The sequence below is a fragment of the Pseudomonas sp. ATCC PTA-122608 genome, from assembly GCF_001952855.1.
Lineage (GTDB): Bacteria > Pseudomonadota > Gammaproteobacteria > Pseudomonadales > Pseudomonadaceae > Aquipseudomonas.
This window is the reverse complement of record NZ_LPNO01000019.1, coordinates 147,831-163,568: the sequence shown is the minus strand read 5'-3', so window position 1 is coordinate 163,568 and position 15,738 is coordinate 147,831. Positions and strand designations below refer to the sequence as shown.

The window sequence follows — 15,738 nt, the reverse complement described above, 5'->3', positions numbered from 1 at the left end:
GTGGGAGCGGTGTGAGGTTTAGATATCCGCCAACGCCGACACCAGGATCGCCTTGATGGTATGCATGCGGTTTTCCGCCTGCTCAAAGGCAATGTTGGCCGGGGACTCAAACACTTCTTCGGTCACTTCCACACCGTTGGCCAGGTTCGGATAACGCGCGGCGATGTCCTTGCCGACCTTGGTTTCGCTGTTGTGGAACGCCGGCAGGCAGTGCATGAATTTCACGCGTGGATTGCCCGAGGCCTTCATCATCTTGGCGTTGACCTGGTACGGCAGCAGTTGCTCGATGCGCTCGTCCCACGCTTCCACCGGTTCGCCCATGGACACCCAGATATCGGTGTGGATGAAGTCGACGCCTTTCACCGCTTCCTTCGGGTCTTCGGTGATGGTGATGCGCGCGCCACTTTCCTCGGCGAATTCCTGGCACTGCTTGATGAAGTCAGCATGGGGCCACAGGGCTTTCGGCGCGCCGATGCGCACGTCCATGCCCAGCTTGGCGCCGATCATCAGCAGCGAGTTGCCCATGTTGTAGCGGGCGTCGCCCAGGTAGGCGTAGCTGATGTCATGCAGCGGCTTGTCGCTGTGCTCGCGCATGGTCAGGGTGTCGGCGATCATTTGGGTCGGGTGGAATTCGGCGGTCAGGCCGTTGAACACCGGCACCCCGGCGAACTTGGCCAGCTCTTCGACGATTTCCTGTTCAAAGCCACGGTACTCGATGGCATCGAACATCCGGCCCAGGACGCGGGCGGTGTCTTTCATGCTTTCTTTGTGGCCGATCTGCGACGACACCGGGTCGATGTAGGTGACGTGGGCACCCTGGTCGTGGGCTGCGACTTCGAACGCGCAACGGGTGCGGGTCGAGGTTTTTTCAAAGATCAGCGCGATGTTTTTGCCCTTCAGGTGCGGACGCTCGGTGCCGGTGTATTTGGCGCGCTTGAGGTCGCGGGACAGGTCCAGCAGGTAGTGCAGTTCGCGGGTGGTGTGATGCATCAGCGACAGCAGGCTGCGGTTGCGCATGTTGAAAGCCATGATGGATCTCCTTAGTAGTCGATTGGGTCGCGAATGATCGGGCAGGTCATGCAGTGGCCGCCGCCACGGCCGCGGCCGAGTTCGCCGGCGCTGATGGTGATGACTTCCACACCGGCCTTGCGCAGCAGGGTGTTGGTGTAGGTGTTGCGGTCGTAACCGATCACTACGCCAGGCTCTACGGCCACCACGTTGTTGCCGTCATCCCACTGCTCGCGCTCGGCGGCGAAGCTGTTGCCACCGGTTTCCACCACGCGCAGGGCCTTGAGGTTCAGGGCGGCGGCGACGGTGTCGAGGAAGTTGGTTTTTTCGCGTTGGATATCGATGCCGCCGGGCTTGGTCTCGTCCGGGCGCAGGGTGAAGGCGACGATCTGGTTGACCACTTCCGGGAAGATCGTGACCAGGTCGCGGTCGCAGAAGCTGAACACCGTGTCGAGGTGCATCGCCGCGCGGGATTTCGGCAGGCCGGCGACGATTACGCGTTCTACGGCTTTGTGCTTGAACAGGTTCAGGGCGAGTTGGCCGATGGCCTGGCGCGAGGAACGCTCGCCCATGCCGATCAACACCACGCCGTTACCGATCGGCATCACGTCGCCGCCTTCCAGGGTGGCGTTGCCGTGTTCCTGGTCCGGGTCGCCGTACCACACCTGAAAGTCGGCGTTGGTGAACTCGGGGTGGAATTTGTAGATGGCGCTCGCCAGCAGGGTTTCCTGGCGTCGTGCCGGCCAGTACATCGGGTTCAGCGTCACGCCGCCGTAGATCCAGCAGGTGGTGTCGCGGGTGAACTGGGTGTTCGGCAGCGGCGGCAGAATAAAGCTGGAGTGGCCGAGAAAGTCGCGGAACATCTCGATGGTCTTGCCGCCGAAGCTGCTCGGCAGGTCATCGGCCGACACGCCACCGATCAGGAACTCGGCGACCTTGCGCGGCTCCAGGCTGCGCAGCCACGAGCTGACTTCATTGACCAGCCCCAGGCCGACCTGGTTGGCGGTGATCTTGCGCGCCAGAATCCAGTCCAGCGCTTCGGGGATGGCGACGATGTCGGTCAGCAGGTTGTGCATTTCCAGCACATCGATGTCGCGTTCGCGCATCTTGGTCACGAAGTCGAAGTGGTCGCGCTTGGCCTGGGCCACCCACAACACGTCATCGAACAGCAGTTCATCGCAGTTGTTGGGGGTCAGCCGCTGATGGGCCAAACCTGGGGAGCACACCATGACTTTGCGCAGTTTGCCGGCTTCGGAATGTACGCCGTACTTCACTTTTTCCGTGGTCATTACAGATCCTCCAGTGAACAATAATTACAGGGTCAGGAAGCCGTCGTAGAGCCCATAGGCCGCCACCAGGGCGCCAATGACTACTGCGGCGAAAATCAGCTTCTCGACATTGGTGAAAATCGGTTTGCCCAGTTCGTGCTTGGCCTTGGCGAACAGGATCGCGCCAGGTGCATAGAGCAGGGCGGAGAGCAGCAGGTATTTGGTGCCGCCGGCGTAGAGCAGCCACACCGCGTAGATCAGTGCGATCGCGCCGATGAACAGGTCTTTCTTGCGTTCGGCCAGGGCGTTTTCGTAGGTCTCGCCGCGCACCGCCAGCAGCAGCGCATAGGCCGCTGACCACAGGTAAGGCACCAGGATCATCGAGGTGGCGAGGTAGATCAGCGACAGGTAAGTGCTGGCGGAAAATAGCGTGATTACGAGGAAGATCTGCACCATCGCGTTGGTCAGCCACAGGGCGTTGACCGGCACATGGTTGGCGTTTTCCTTACGCAGGAATTCCGGCATGGTGTGGTCCTTGGCGGCGGCGAACATGATCTCCGCACACAGCAACACCCACGACAGCAGCGCCCCGAGCAAGGAAATGATCAAGCCGACGCTGATCAGCACCGCGCCCCAATGCCCCACCACATGTTCCAGCACGGCGGCCATCGACGGGTTCTGCAGCTTGGCCAGTTCCGGTTGGGTCATGATCCCCAGGGACAGCACGTTCACCAGCATCAGGAACAGCAGCACGGTGATAAAACCAATCACGGTGGCCTTACCGACGTCGGAGCGTTTTTCGGCACGGGACGAGAAGATGCTCGCGCCTTCGATGCCGATGAACACCCAGACGGTGACCAGCATCATGTTGCGCACCTGGTTCATCACGCTGCCCAGGTCCGGGTTTTTCACGCCCCAGATGTCAGCGGTGAAGATGTCCAGCTTGAACGCGAACACCGCGATCAATACGAACAGCACCAGCGGCACCACCTTGGCGACGGTGGTTACCAGGTTGATGAACGCGGCTTCCTTGATCCCGCGCAGTACCAGGAAATGCACGGCCCACAGCAGCACCGACGCGCCGATCACCGCCGCCGGGGTGTTGCCTTCGCCGAAGATCGGAAAGAAGTAACCGAGGGTGCTGAACAGCAGCACGAAGTAACCGACGTTGCCCAGCCAGGCACTGATCCAGTAGCCCCAGGCAGACGAGAAACCCATGTAGTCGCCAAACCCGGCCTTGGCGTAGGCGTAGACCCCGCCGTCGAGGTTAGGCTTGCGGTTGGCCAGGGTCTGGAACACGAACGCCAGGGTCAACATGCCCACGGCGGTGATCACCCAACCAATCAGTACCGCGCCGACATCGGCGCTGGCCGCCATGTTTTGCGGCAGTGAGAAGATCCCGCCACCAATCATTGAACCCACGACAAGTGCAACCAGTGCGCCTAATCGAAGTTTTCCGGGAGATTCAGACATCGCATGACTCCAATGCAGGAGAAGAGAGACCACAGAATAAATCCGTGGGCTAATCAAACAGCTGACTCAGATCACTTCATTGGCACATTCCATTGTGAATTAATGACTTATGATGAAAGGTCCGGGCGCTCTAGCGCCACGCAGAGGCTCGTTGTAGAGCGTTTCTACGTTTCAATCAGCAGGTTTTCTCATTAGCATGGACGTTTGAAGCTAGTTCGATTTTTCAGATATGCAAACTTTTTGGAAAGGGATTGCGCATCGCTTCACTGTCTGGAAAGTTCAATCATTATTTAAATTATAAATTTGCTCGAAGGTTGTTTACTGTCATGCCTTTAAGTTATGAGGCGTTAGGGTTTATTAGCTATATCTAATAAACGCTGCTGGCGTTAGATAAATTAGTTGAGTGCACGCTTGTTGCCTCAACAGCTGTTTCTTTATTCAGGAATACCCATGCCCCAAGCGTCAGAAAAGCTTCGCCTCAACGCCTTGATCGCCTTGGTCGTGGGCTCGATGATCGGCGGCGGGATCTTCTCGTTGCCGCAGAACATGGCGGCGCGGGCTGAAGTGGGCGCGGTGTTGATTGGCTGGGGAATTACCGCGGTGGGCATGCTGACCCTGGCCTTCGTGTTCCAGACCTTGGCCAATCGCAAGCCAGAACTGGATTCCGGGGTGTATGCCTACGCCAAGGCCGGGTTCGGCGACTACATGGGCTTTTCTTCGGCCTGGGGCTACTGGATCAGCGCCTGGATGGGCAACGTCGGTTACTTCGTGTTGCTGTTCAGCACCCTTGGCTACTTCTTCCCGGTGTTCGGCCAGGGCAATACCCCGGTGGCCATCGGCTGTGCGTCAGTATTGCTGTGGGCTGTGCATTTTCTGGTGATGCGCGGGATCAAGGAGGCGGCGTTTATCAATCAGATCACCACTGTGGCCAAGATCGTGCCGTTGGTGATGTTTATCGTGATCGCCGCCGTGGCATTCAAGGCCGACATCTTTACCCGGGATATCTGGGGCCTGAGCAACCCGAAGTTCGGCGGCGTGGTGAACCAGGTGCGTAGCATGATGCTGGTCACGGTGTTTGTGTTTATCGGCATCGAGGGCGCCAGTGTCTACTCGGCGCGGGCCGAGAAGCGCTCGGACGTGGGGCGGGCCACGGTGATTGGCTTTCTTGGCGTGTTGGCGCTGCTGGTGTTGGTCAACCTGCTGTCGCTTGGGATCATGAGCCAGCCGGAACTGGCCAACCTGCAAAACCCGTCCCTGGCCGGGGTGCTGGAACATATCGTCGGCCCGTGGGGTGCGCTGTTGATCAGCATCGGGCTGGCGGTTTCGTTGCTGGGTGCGCTGCTGTCGTGGGCGTTGCTCTGCGCCGAAATTCTCTACGCCACCGCCCATGACAAAACCATGCCCGCATTCCTGAAAAAGGAAAACGTCAACCAGGTGCCGGTCAACGCGTTGTGGCTGACCAATGTGATGATCCAGCTGTTCCTGGTGATCACGCTGTTTTCGGAAAGCACCTACACCACCCTGATCTACCTGGCGTCGTCGATGATTTTGGTGCCCTACCTGTGGTCGGCGGCTTATGCGGTGCTGTTGAGCGGGCGCGGTGAAACCTACGAAGGCGCTCATGGCGAACGCATGAAGGACTTGCTGGTGAGCCTGATCGCCCTGGCTTACGCGGTGTGGCTGCTTTACGCCGGAGGTTTGAAATACCTGCTGCTGTCGGCGCTGCTGTATGCGCCGGGGGTGATCCTGTTTGCCCTGGCCAAGCGCGAGCAGGGCCGGCCCTTGTTTACCCACCTGGAAAAAGGCATCTTCGCCTGCGTGTTCGCCGGGGCGAGCCTGGCGGCGTATGGGTTGTACAGCGGGGTGTTGTCGTTGTGAGGATGCAACTGGCGTATCAGGCGCCGTATGACTGGGCGGCGATGTTGGGCTTCTTGTCGGCGCGGGCGATCAGCGGGCTGGAGACGGTGGACGGCGGCGTGTACTCGCGCAGTATCAGTGTCGACGGTCAGCAGGGTTGGCTCAGTGTGTCGCCCGGGGCCGGTGATTGGCTTGAAGTAACGGTGGACGTCCCCGACCCGGCAGCGTTGCCGGAAATTGAGCGACGGTTACGTGACATGTTTGACCTGTCGGCTGACCCGACGCTGATCAACCGGCAACTGGCGAATGATCCCTTGATGGCGAGATTGATTGCGGCGCGTCCTGGCTTGCGGGTGCCTGGAACCTGGGATGGATTGGAGTTGGCGATCCGCGCGGTGTTGGGCCAGCAGATTACCGTGGTGGCGGCGATCAAGCTGGCGGGCAAGCTGGTGGCGCAGTACGGCACGCCGCTGGTGACGCCCCATGCCGGGGTGAGCCATGTATTTCCTTCAGGCGAGGTGCTGGCAGCAGCAGATTTGGCGACCCTCGGCATGCCGAAAAGTCGCGGGCGCACCTTGTCGGGTGTGGCCCAGGCCTTACTGGATGACCCGCAGATTTTCCAGCCGAAGGCGAGCCTGAAGGAAGGCGTGGCGCGGTTGGTCGCATTGCCCGGGATTGGAGACTGGACGGCGCAGTACATCGCCATGCGCCAGATGCGCGAGCAGGATGCGTTTGCCTCGGGGGATATCGGTTTGATCAATGCGCTGGTGGCGCTGGAAGGCGGGCCGGTAAGCCCACGCCAGTTGCTGGCGCGGGCCGAGGCCTGGCGACCGCTTAGAGCTTATGCGGCGCAGCATTTGTGGACATCACTGAGCCGGGTGGATTGATTCTGCATACCTGTGGCGAGGGAGCTTGCTCCCGCGGGGGCGCGAAGCGGCCCCAATAGCAGGGCCTGCTGCGCAGTCCAGCGGGAGCAAGCTCCCTCGCCACAGGATCTTCGCTCACCACTGAGGGCGGTGTGAGCCCAATTCCCCAGCGGGCAAATCCCATTGCAACGGTGTCCCGCTGATGGTCACCGGGGGCAGCAACCGGTGGGCCGGGCCCCAGGCTGTTTGCTCCACCACCAAGCCTTGATCGCCCGGTTCTTCGGCCCGCAGCGGTAGTTGTTCCGGGACTTGCCCTGCGTCCACCAACAGTTTTGCCGTGCGCGCGAGGGACAGCAGCGCCGAACCGCCGCGCCCGGATTTCAATCGTTCACTCAATGCCTGGATTGCACTGGCCGCCATCAAATACCCGGTGGCGTGATCCAGTGCCTGCAATGGCAGCGGCACCGGCTTGTCCGAGTTTTTCCACTGCTGGCCGGCCTCGGCAATCCCGGTACTCATTTGCACCAGGCTGTCGAACCCTCGCCGATTGCGCCACGGGCCGCTCCAGCCGTAAGCGTTCAGGCTGGCGTCGATCAGGCCGGGGGCGAGGGCTTGTAACGCGGCCTCACCGTAGCCCAACTGCTCCAATGCATCGGCGCGGTAGCCGTGCAGCAGAATATCGGCGTCCTTGAGCAGGTTTTCGAAGATTTGCCGGTCGTCGGCATTTTTCAGGTCCAGGCGGGCGCAGCGTTTGCCCAGGGTCATTTCCGGTACCACGCCGGGTTCGTTCCAGTCAGGGGAATCGATGCGCAGTACATCGGCGCCAAGGCCTGCCAGGAAACGACTGGCAGTGGGGCCGGCCAATACACGCGTCAGGTCCAGCACCTTGATGCCCGCCAGCGGCCTTGCCACCGAGCCCAGCCAGGTTTTGTCGCTGAGGGCTGCAAAGGTCTGGCGATGGACCAGCGGTTCCTGATTGACCGCCAAACCTTGTGGATGCACCTGCCAGTCTTGCCACGAGCGCATCTGCGCCGCACAGCCGTTGGCTTCGACGATCGCCTGTTCCAGCTCGGCAGCGTTCCATGGTGCAACCTTCGCGGCCATCGCGTTACGGTCAGCGACCTGACCGAGTACGCGCTCGGCGGCGGCGCGGTGATGCGGTGCATTGGTGTGCAGGCGAATCCAGCCGTCGGCGCAGGCGTAGTCGCCGGCAATCGGGTCCCACAGCGGCGGTGTGGTCCAGCCATCGGGACGCAGGGACGAGGAGAACCAGAATGAGGCGAGGCGCCGGTCTACGGTCACCGAGGGCAGGCGCCCGGTTTGCTGCAGCAGCAACTGGGCAACTGCCTGGCCCGCCGCACCGATGCTGGCGCTGGCCAGTTCGGTGACGGCAAAGGTCGAGGGCAGGGCGCCGGCCTCGGTGAAGGTCAGCGGGGTGATGGGTAAGTCGAGTGCTTCCTGGATGGGGGTGAGCAGATCAGTCATCAAAGGCCCTCCTTATGAGAAGGACCATCATAGAAGATCATCAGGGTTGAATGACAACCCCGGGCTCCAGCGGCAAATCCACACTGGCGATAAAACCGCCGTCAGGATGATTCGCCAGGATCAGGCTGCCGCCATGCCGTTCTGCGGCGCGCCGCGCGATGGCCAGGCCCAGGCCGTGGCCTTGGGCGGTTTGCCCAGGGGCGCGGTAAAACGGCTCGCCCAGTTGCTTCAGGTGTTCGGCGTCCACACCCGGGCCGTGGTCGCGCACGCTGATCACAATGCGTTCGCCCTGGTGTCTGGCGTCCAGTTCAATCGGTTGGCCCGGCGGGTTGAAGCGTTGGGCGTTGCGCAGCAGGTTGTCCACCGCGCGTTCGATCATGGTCGGCCAGCCCTTGAGGTGCAGCCCGGCCTCGGCATTGAGCTGTACGGGTTGGTCCGGCGCGCCGAGCAAGGCATCTTTTTGCAGGGTTTTGAGCAGTGGGTTGAGGTCGATGTCTTCGGCGCTGGCGTTGTCGGCATCCACCCGGGCGAGTACCAGGATCTCGCTGATCAGTGCTTCCAGGCGGTCGCATTCGCGGGTCAGGCGCGGCCAGAGTTTCTCCCGTGCCTCGGGTGTGGCGCGTTCTGCCAGGGCCAGGGCAATCCGCAGGCGGGCCAGGGGCGAGCGCAGTTCGTGGGACACGTCCCGCAGCAATTGGCGCTGGCTGCCGATCAGGCTTTGCAGGCGGGCGCCCATGCGGTTGAAGTCGGTAGCGAGCACGCCGAATTCATCGCGGCGGTTGGCCAGCCGCGCCAGGCTGTTTTGCTGGTAGGTAGTCTGGCCCAGGTCATGCACTGCGCTGCGCAGGCGGCTGAGGGGGCGGGTGATGGACAGCGTCACCAGCAGGCTGAACAGGGTCAGCACCACCAGCGCGATTGCCAGGGCACTCAACGGCCAAAGCAGGCTGCTGCGGTGCCAGGCGTCCAGCTCCGGGTGGGGAATGCGGTAGATCAGCAGGTAAGTGTCGCCGGTTTTTTCGCTGGTGTACTCGGCGGTCAGGCGTCGCCAGGGCAGGTGGCGGTCCTGGCTGTCGTTTTGCCGGGCTTCGAGGGCGGCGGCGCGGCGCGGGAAAGTGCCGCGTACCACGGGCTCGCCACTTTCATTAAGCACTTGCACGTCGATGTGGTACTGACGCTTGCGCTGCTGCAGCAACTCCTGGGCGGCGTCCTCACCTTGGGCCTCATAGAGCTGCGTCCATTCCTGCGCGAGGTTATTGAGCCCGGGGTGGCGGCTGAGAATCCAGGCGTCCTGGTTGAGCATATGCCCAAGCAGGATCGACAACCCGGCAACCAGGGCGATGGCCAGCCAGAAGCTGGCTAGGACGCGCCAGAACAATGAACGCACAAGAAACCCTCAAACAGGAAAAGCCCAGCGGCGTTGGCCACTGGGCTGGGAGTGAAGCTAGATCATTATTGCGCTTTTTGCGGCTGCTGGGCTTTCCAGGCCTGGAATTCCTTCCACTCGGCGCGGCGCTCGGCTTGTTTCTTGGCGATCTCGTCGAATTTCTTCTGTTGATCGGGTTTCAGCACGGCACGGATGTCGGCCTGGGTTTTCTGTTTGCCGGCAGCCATTTCGTCTTGCATGGCTTTCTGGTCAGCGGCCGGGAGTTTATCCAGGTACTTCTTGACCAGCTCTTTGCGAGCGTGCCACTGCTGGCCCATCAATTTGCCGATCTGCTGACGCTGTTCAGGGCTCAGGTCCAGCTGGCTGAAAGGGCCACCTTTGCCCCGCATGCCGTGTTCACCACCGTGGCCTGGGCCACCCATCATGTGGCCTTCAGGGCCGCCCATCGGGCCCGGGCCTTCTGGCATGGCCGCCATGGCAACGGTGGGCAGGGCAGCGGCGAACATCAGAGCGATAAGGGTCTTGCGCATGGTGATTCTCCTGTCTCTATTCCGGTGAGTCCGGATGTGAGTAGATTACGGAGAACAAGGTCAGCGGCAGTCAGGGGACGGTAAAGCTTGGGTAAAGAGGATTTTGGGCAGGGCTGACAAAACTATTGGCGACCGTAGCAGCTGTGAAGCCTTGGCGAGGCTGCGATGCAGGCACCGCGGTCTATCCGTTGCACCGGGGTGATGCCATCGCAGCCTCGCCAAGGCTCGACAGCTCCCACAGGGGACAGGTGTTGTGCTTAGAGGCTGTAGTAGTAGCCGCGGCTACGCAGCGCCACGATCCGTGGCCGGCCATCCGGGTGCGGGCCGATCTTCTTGCGCAGGTTGCTGACGTGCATGTCCAGGCTGCGGTCATACAGGGTCAGCTTGCGGCCCAGGGCGATTTGCGCCAGGTCCTGCTTGTCCAGCGGCTCGCCCGGCTGGCGCAACAAAGCTTCCAGCAGACGGCTTTCGGAAACGGTCAGGGCAAACTCCTGTTCATCGATAGTGACCACGCCACGCACCGGGCTGAAGCACAGGTCACCCAGCTCCAGCTGTGTAGACACAGCGGCCGGGTGACTGCGGCGCAGCACGGCACGCAGGCGGGCGGTCAGTTCGCGAGGGTCGCAGGGCTTGGCCAGGTAGTCGTCGGCGCCCAGCTCCAGGCCGAGGATCCGGTCCAGCGGTTCGCCGCGAGCCGAGAGCATCAGCACTGGCAGCTCCGGGTGGTCGTTGCGCAATTGCTTGAGCAGCTCCAGGCCGCTGCCGTCGGGCAGCATCACGTCGAGCACTACGGCCGCCGGGGCGGCTTCGGCCAAAGCCTTGCGGGCGCTCAAGCCGTCATGGCAGGCGCGCACCTGGAAACCTTCCTGGCTCAACCAACTGGTCAGCAGCTCACAGAGCTCCTGGTCATCATCTATCAGTAACAGCTCGCTCATGACTCACTCAATTTAGCCATTGTCGACGGCGCCGGTGCCCGCCACTGGCGAAGATCCCGCACAGCAGGGCGATCAGCGCGACTGCTCCACCGGTCACGAACCATTGCTGTTGCTCGGTAAGCCAGCGTGGCAAGGCACTGCCCTGTGCTTCTTTGAGTTGCTGGACCAGGCGTTGGTTCTCCTGGCGCAGTTTACTCAGTTGGGTACTTTCCCGGGTGGCGTCAGCACTTTGCAATTGCTTGCTCAGTTCATCCCGCTGCCGTTCGCTTTCTTTCAAACGTTGCTGCAAATCGGTGATCTGGCTGCCGGCACTCAAGGACAGGGGCGTGGAACTGCCGGTGTTCGAGGTTTCTTCAGCGTGGGCCGTAGCCCCGATCATTAACACTGCCAACAGACACAACTGACGTAAGCGCATCGGAACTCCTGATTCCACACGAATATTCAGAACGTTGTCGGCAGGTTACCGGGAATAATGAGCGTTTAGGAGTGCGCTGAAGCCATTTGGTTCAGCGCGCAACGAATCAAGGCAGGACTTGCTTGAACGGCTTGACCAGAACATGGGCATACACGCCGGCCGCGACATATGGATCAGCGTCGGCCCAGGCCTGCGCCGCCGCCAGGGAGGCGAACTCGGCGACGATCAGGCTACCGGTGAAACCGGCGTCTCCCGGGTCATTGCTGTCGACTGCCGGGTGCGGGCCGGCGAGCACGATACGGCCTTCGGCTTGCAGTTGCTTCAGGCGCTCAACGTGGGCCGGGCGCACGCCCAGGCGTTTTTCCAGGGAGTTGGCGACGTCGGTGGCAATGATGGCGTAGAGCATGTCAGTCCTCGGTTTTCGGCGTGGTAGGGTCGGTGTCATGCAGGTGGCGCGACAGGTAGATACCCTGGCCGACCAGGAACAGCACGGTCATGCCCAGGCTGCCGAACACCTTGAAGTCCACCCAGTAGCTCTGGAAGGTGAAGGCGACGAACAGGTTGGCGGCGCCGCAGAACAGGAAAAACACGATCCAGGCGATGTTCAGGCGCACCCAGATCGGGTCCGGCAAGCTCAGCGCGTGGCCCATGATCCGCTTGATCAGCAAGCGGTCACCGATAAAGTGGCTGCCGATAAAGGCCAGGGCGAACAGCCAGTTGACCACCGGGGCTTTCCATTTAAGGAAGGTTTCGCTGTGGAAGGCCAGTGTCAGGCTGCCGAAGACGAGGCAGGCGATCAGGGTCAGCCATTGGCTTTTTTCCAGCTTGCGCTGGGAGATGAAGAGCGCGCCGTAGACCACCACGGAGCTGATGATCAGCACCGCCGTGGCACTGTAGATGCCACCGACTGTCAGCTCGTGGCCGGCAATATCGATAACGCGAGGGTCGATTTTGTAAACGATGAAAAACAGCAACAGCGGGATGAAGTCGATGAATTGTTTCACAGTAAGAGCCAGAAGCTGGATGTGGCGGCATAATAACAAACATCCTTGGTAGCGAAAGCGCCAGCTGACTTGAGGTTACACACTCCCGTGAATGTTGATTTGCACTGCCATAGCACAGCCTCCGACGGCGCCCTGGCGCCCGCGGTCCTGGTTGCGCGTGCGTTTGAAAAAGGCGTGCGAGTCCTGTCGTTGACCGACCACGACACCCTCGAAGGCCTGGCAGAGGCCCGTGAAGCGGCGGATGCGTTGGGCATGCAACTGGTCAACGGGGTTGAATTGTCCTGCACCTGGGGCGGCGCAACCATCCACGTATTGGGCTACGGTTTCGACGTCAACGCGCCGCCGCTGGTGGAGGCCATCGCCAAATTGCACGATGGCCGCTGGCTGCGGTCCGAAGAAATAAGCCGCAAGCTGGCCCTCAAGGGCATGCCCAACGGTCTGGAAGGCGCCCGCGCGATCCAGCAGGAGCTGGGCGACAGCGGCAACGCCCCGGCCCGTCCGCACTTTGCCGACTGGATGGTGCGTGAAGGTTTTGTAAAGGATCGCGCCGAAGCGTTCCGCAAATGGCTGGGTGCCGGCAAGCTGGGGGACGTCAAGCAACACTGGCCAACCCTGGAAGACACCGTCGGCACATTGCGGGCAGCAGGTGCCTGGGTCAGCCTGGCGCACCCGTGGCATTACGATTTCACCCGCAGCAAGCGCCGCAAGTTGATTGGCGACTATATTGGAGCGGGCGGCCACGCAATTGAAGTGGTCAACGGGCATCAACCCGCCGAACAGGTGGGTAGTTTGGCGATTCTTGCCCGCGAATTTGGTCTGCTGGTCAGCGCCGGCAGTGATTTTCATGGCCCTGGCGGCTGGTCCGAGATTGGCGAGTACCGCGCCGTCCCGGAAGATTTGCCGCCCCTTTGGTGTCGCTTCAAACATGACCCCATTATTGCCACCGTCTGAACAGGTAGAACACGTGAGTCAATTCTTCCAGATTCATCCGGAAAACCCGCAGGCGCGCCTGATCAAACAGGCCGTGGAGATCATCCGTGCCGGTGGCGTGGTGATCTACCCCACGGACTCCTCCTACGCAATCGGTTGCCAGATCGGCGACAAGAATGCAGTTGAGCGCGTAAGACGCTTGCGTGACCTGGACAAGAACCATAACTTCGCACTGATTTGCAGCGACCTGTCCCAACTGGGGCTATTCGCCAAGGTCGACACCGGCACCTTCCGCCTGCTCAAGGCCCACACGCCGGGGCCCTACACCTTCATCCTCAACGCCACCCGTGAAGTGCCGCGCCTGCTGCTGCACCCGAAGAAGCGCACCATCGGCCTGCGGGTGCCGGAACACCCGATCGCCCTGGCGCTGCTGGCCGAACTCGGTGAGCCGCTGATGAGCGTGTCGCTGATCCTGCCGGGTGAAACCGAGCCGTTGTACGACCCTTACGAAATGCGCCGCCTCCTGGAAAAGCACGTCGACCTGATCATCGATGGCGGCTACGGCGGCAACAAGGCCTCCACCGTGATCAACCTGGCCGACGGCGAGCCGGAAGTGGTGCGCGTGGGTTGTGGCGACCCGGCACCGTTCATGGTCGAGGCCTGAATGTCGGCCGTGGAAGCCGTCGACAGCCAGGCGGGCGCCCAGCAGGAACTGCCATTTGCCATGGTCTACGGCCAGGCCGTCATGGAAATGCCGCTGGACCTGTACATCCCGCCGGACGCCCTGGAAGTCTTCCTCGAAGCCTTCGAAGGCCCGCTGGACTTGCTGCTGTACCTGATCCGCAAACAGAACATCAACATCCTCGACATCCCGGTGGCGGAAATTACCCGCCAATACATGGGCTATGTCGAGTTGATGCAGACCGTGCGCCTGGAACTGGCCGCCGAGTACCTGGTGATGGCCGCCATGCTCGCGGAGATCAAGTCGCGCATGTTGCTGCCGCGCTCGGAAAGCATCGAGGCGGAAGAGGATGACCCGCGCGCCGAACTGATCCGCCGCCTGCAGGAGTACGAACGCTTCAAGGCCGCTGCCGAAGGCATCGACGGCCTGAGCCGGGTCGGTCGCGATGTGGTGGTGCCCAAGCTCGACGCTCCGGAAGCCCGGGCGCGCAAACTGCTGCCAGACGTAAGCCTGGAAGAATTGCTGATGTCCATGGCCGAAGTACTGCGCCGTGGCGATATGTTTGAAAGCCACCAGGTCAGCCGTGAGGCGCTGTCCACCCGCGAGCGCATGAGCGATGTGCTGGACCGCCTCAAGGGCGGCGGGTTTGTGCCTTTCGTCGAACTGTTTACCAAGGAAGAAGGGCGCCTGGGGGTGGTGGTGACCTTTATGGCGGTCCTCGAACTGGTCAAGGAATCCTTGGTCGAGCTGGTCCAGAATGAGCCTTTTGCGGCTATCCACGTGCGGGCGCGAGCCGAATAAAGAGCTGAATCGATGAATCTGACTGAACCCCGCGAACTGGCCCCGCTGCTGGAGGCCTTTCTCCTGGCCTCGGGCAAGCCGCAATCCCTGGAACGCCTGTTCGAACTGTTTGAAGAAGCCGAGCGCCCTGAGCCGCCGGTGTTCAAGAAGGCGTTGGAGATTCTGCGCAAGTCCTGCGACGGCCGTGCTTTTGAGCTGCGGGAAGTGGCTTCCGGGTATCGCCTGCAAATCCGCGAGAAGTTTTCGCCGTGGGTTGGCCGCCTCTGGGAAGAGCGCCCGCAACGTTATTCCCGGGCGATGCTGGAAACCATGGCGCTGATCGCCTATCGCCAGCCGATCACCCGGGGCGAGATCGAAGACGTACGGGGCGTGGCGGTCAATAGCCATATCGTCAAGACGTTGCTGGAGCGTGAGTGGATTCGTATCGTTGGCTACCGCGACGTGCCCGGTAAGCCGGCGATGTTTGCTACCACCAAGGTGTTCCTCGACCACTTCAACCTGAAAAACCTCGACGACTTGCCCCCGTTGGCCGAACTGCGGGAGATGGAGCCGGACCCTGTCCTGGACTTCGACGATGCCCCGGTGCCGGCCAGTTTGCAGGAGCTGGCCGACGCCAGCGCCGAGCCGGAAGAGCCGAAGGACGAAACCAGCTTCCATACGCTGTTGCTGGAACTGGACGACATGGAGCAAGGCATCAAGACCGACTTCGACGATTTGCTGCGTGATGGCGCGGTGGGTGAGGGTGAGCCGGAGCCTGCGCTGCAACTGAACGTTGAGGTTGAGCCGCCAGTCGAAGTTGAAGATGAGCCCGAGCCTGAACCCGAGGAGGACATCCTTGGCGTCGCCGAAGCCCGTACCAAACTCCTGGCCGCCGTCGCGGCGCTCAAACAACCGCCGCTGAGCGACGAAGAAGACGAAGCCCGCGCCCTGGCCGAAGCCATCGAAAACGAACGCCGCCAATTCGAAGACTGACACGCTGCCCTGTAGGAGCGAGCTTGCTCGCGAAGGTCGTGAACGATAACGCGGGGAATCAGATGCCCAACGGCGCCCTCAGGTTTTTCGCGAGCAAGCTCGCTCCTACATATGGGCACCACTGGTCG

The 15,738-nt window shown here is 61.5% G+C and carries 16 protein-coding genes and 1 pseudogene; 7 read left to right on the top strand and 10 right to left on the bottom strand.

What is annotated here, in order from left to right; translation table 11 throughout:
• Nucleotides 1–18: 18 nt before the first annotated feature.
• Genes AU074_RS18185 through arcD (AU074_RS18175) form a run of 3 tightly spaced genes read right to left on the bottom strand, consistent with a single transcriptional unit; the run spans nucleotide 19 to nucleotide 3,749 of the window.
• Nucleotides 19–1,029: an ornithine carbamoyltransferase gene (locus tag AU074_RS18185; protein ID WP_010169901.1), complete on the bottom strand. Its 1,011-nt coding sequence runs from the start codon at nucleotides 1,027–1,029 to the stop codon at nucleotides 19–21.
• 11 nt (nucleotides 1,030–1,040) lie between these two features.
• Nucleotides 1,041–2,297 carry an arginine deiminase gene (gene arcA / locus AU074_RS18180; protein ID WP_017475703.1) on the bottom strand — a complete coding sequence of 419 codons (1,257 nt, stop codon included), beginning with the start codon at nucleotides 2,295–2,297 and terminating at the stop codon, nucleotides 1,041–1,043.
• 24 nt (nucleotides 2,298–2,321) lie between these two features.
• Nucleotides 2,322–3,749: an arginine-ornithine antiporter gene (gene arcD, locus AU074_RS18175; RefSeq protein ID WP_076015889.1), complete on the bottom strand. Its 1,428-nt coding sequence runs from the start codon at nucleotides 3,747–3,749 to the stop codon at nucleotides 2,322–2,324.
• 450 nt (nucleotides 3,750–4,199) lie between these two features.
• Here arcD (AU074_RS18175) and arcD (AU074_RS18170) point away from each other — a divergent pair, with 450 nt between their 5' ends.
• Together arcD (AU074_RS18170) and AU074_RS18165 are read left to right on the top strand one after the other, a co-directional pair.
• Entirely contained in the window at nucleotides 4,200–5,627 is a 1,428-nt protein-coding gene (gene arcD / locus AU074_RS18170) for an arginine-ornithine antiporter (RefSeq protein ID WP_076015888.1), read from the top strand.
• A gap of 2 nt (nucleotides 5,628–5,629) precedes the next feature.
• A complete protein-coding gene (locus AU074_RS18165) occupies nucleotides 5,630–6,493 on the top strand; it encodes a DNA-3-methyladenine glycosylase (RefSeq protein ID WP_076015887.1) in 864 nt (287 codons plus the stop codon).
• Between the two features lie 114 nt (nucleotides 6,494–6,607).
• On the opposite strand, the gene AU074_RS18160 is transcribed toward AU074_RS18165, so the two are convergent.
• The 7 genes from AU074_RS18160 to AU074_RS18130 form a co-directional block, all read right to left on the bottom strand.
• A complete protein-coding gene (locus AU074_RS18160; RefSeq protein WP_076015886.1) occupies nucleotides 6,608–7,957 on the bottom strand; it encodes a CoA transferase in 1,350 nt (449 codons plus the stop codon).
• A 40-nt stretch (nucleotides 7,958–7,997) separates the two neighbouring features.
• Nucleotides 7,998–9,341 carry a HAMP domain-containing sensor histidine kinase gene (locus tag AU074_RS18155; RefSeq protein ID WP_076015885.1) on the bottom strand — a complete coding sequence of 448 codons (1,344 nt, stop codon included), beginning with the start codon at nucleotides 9,339–9,341 and terminating at the stop codon, nucleotides 7,998–8,000.
• Nucleotides 9,342–9,406: 65 nt separating this feature from the next.
• On the bottom strand, nucleotides 9,407–9,871 hold the full coding sequence (locus AU074_RS18150) for an LTXXQ domain protein (protein ID WP_076015884.1): 465 nt from the start codon (nucleotides 9,869–9,871) through the stop codon (nucleotides 9,407–9,409).
• A gap of 257 nt (nucleotides 9,872–10,128) precedes the next feature.
• Nucleotides 10,129–10,806, bottom strand: a complete 678-nt coding sequence (locus AU074_RS18145; RefSeq protein ID WP_076015883.1) for a response regulator transcription factor — start codon at nucleotides 10,804–10,806, stop codon at nucleotides 10,129–10,131.
• Nucleotides 10,807–10,813: 7 nt separating this feature from the next.
• Nucleotides 10,814–11,221, bottom strand: coding sequence for a hypothetical protein (locus AU074_RS18140; RefSeq protein ID WP_003220067.1), 408 nt, complete (start codon nucleotides 11,219–11,221; stop codon nucleotides 10,814–10,816).
• 106 nt (nucleotides 11,222–11,327) lie between these two features.
• Nucleotides 11,328–11,627: a YciI family protein gene (locus AU074_RS18135; RefSeq protein WP_076015882.1), complete on the bottom strand. Its 300-nt coding sequence runs from the start codon at nucleotides 11,625–11,627 to the stop codon at nucleotides 11,328–11,330.
• Nucleotide 11,628: 1 nt separating this feature from the next.
• Nucleotides 11,629–12,225 (bottom strand): septation protein A, encoded by a 597-nt coding sequence (locus tag AU074_RS18130; RefSeq protein WP_076015881.1) that lies wholly within the window; start codon nucleotides 12,223–12,225, stop codon nucleotides 11,629–11,631.
• Between the two features lie 87 nt (nucleotides 12,226–12,312).
• On the opposite strand from AU074_RS18130, the gene AU074_RS18125 reads away from it, so the two are divergent.
• The 5 genes and pseudogenes from AU074_RS18125 to AU074_RS34560 form a co-directional block, all read left to right on the top strand.
• Nucleotides 12,313–13,176 carry a PHP domain-containing protein gene (locus AU074_RS18125; protein ID WP_076015880.1) on the top strand — a complete coding sequence of 288 codons (864 nt, stop codon included), beginning with the start codon at nucleotides 12,313–12,315 and terminating at the stop codon, nucleotides 13,174–13,176.
• Nucleotides 13,177–13,189: 13 nt separating this feature from the next.
• Nucleotides 13,190–13,819: an L-threonylcarbamoyladenylate synthase gene (locus tag AU074_RS18120; RefSeq protein ID WP_143503604.1), complete on the top strand. Its 630-nt coding sequence runs from the start codon at nucleotides 13,190–13,192 to the stop codon at nucleotides 13,817–13,819.
• 120 nt (nucleotides 13,820–13,939) lie between these two features.
• The gene (locus tag AU074_RS18115; protein ID WP_173860391.1) at nucleotides 13,940–14,638 is read left to right on the top strand and encodes a ScpA family protein; all 699 of its coding nucleotides are present in this window, start codon (nucleotides 13,940–13,942) and stop codon (nucleotides 14,636–14,638) included.
• A gap of 12 nt (nucleotides 14,639–14,650) precedes the next feature.
• Nucleotides 14,651–15,610: an SMC-Scp complex subunit ScpB gene (gene scpB / locus AU074_RS18110; protein ID WP_076015877.1), complete on the top strand. Its 960-nt coding sequence runs from the start codon at nucleotides 14,651–14,653 to the stop codon at nucleotides 15,608–15,610.
• Nucleotides 15,598–15,720, top strand: a pseudogene (locus AU074_RS34560) (outer membrane lipoprotein carrier protein LolA); the annotation flags it as partial. The gene scpB and the pseudogene AU074_RS34560, both read left to right, overlap by 13 nt.
• Nucleotides 15,721–15,738 lie beyond the last annotated feature (18 nt).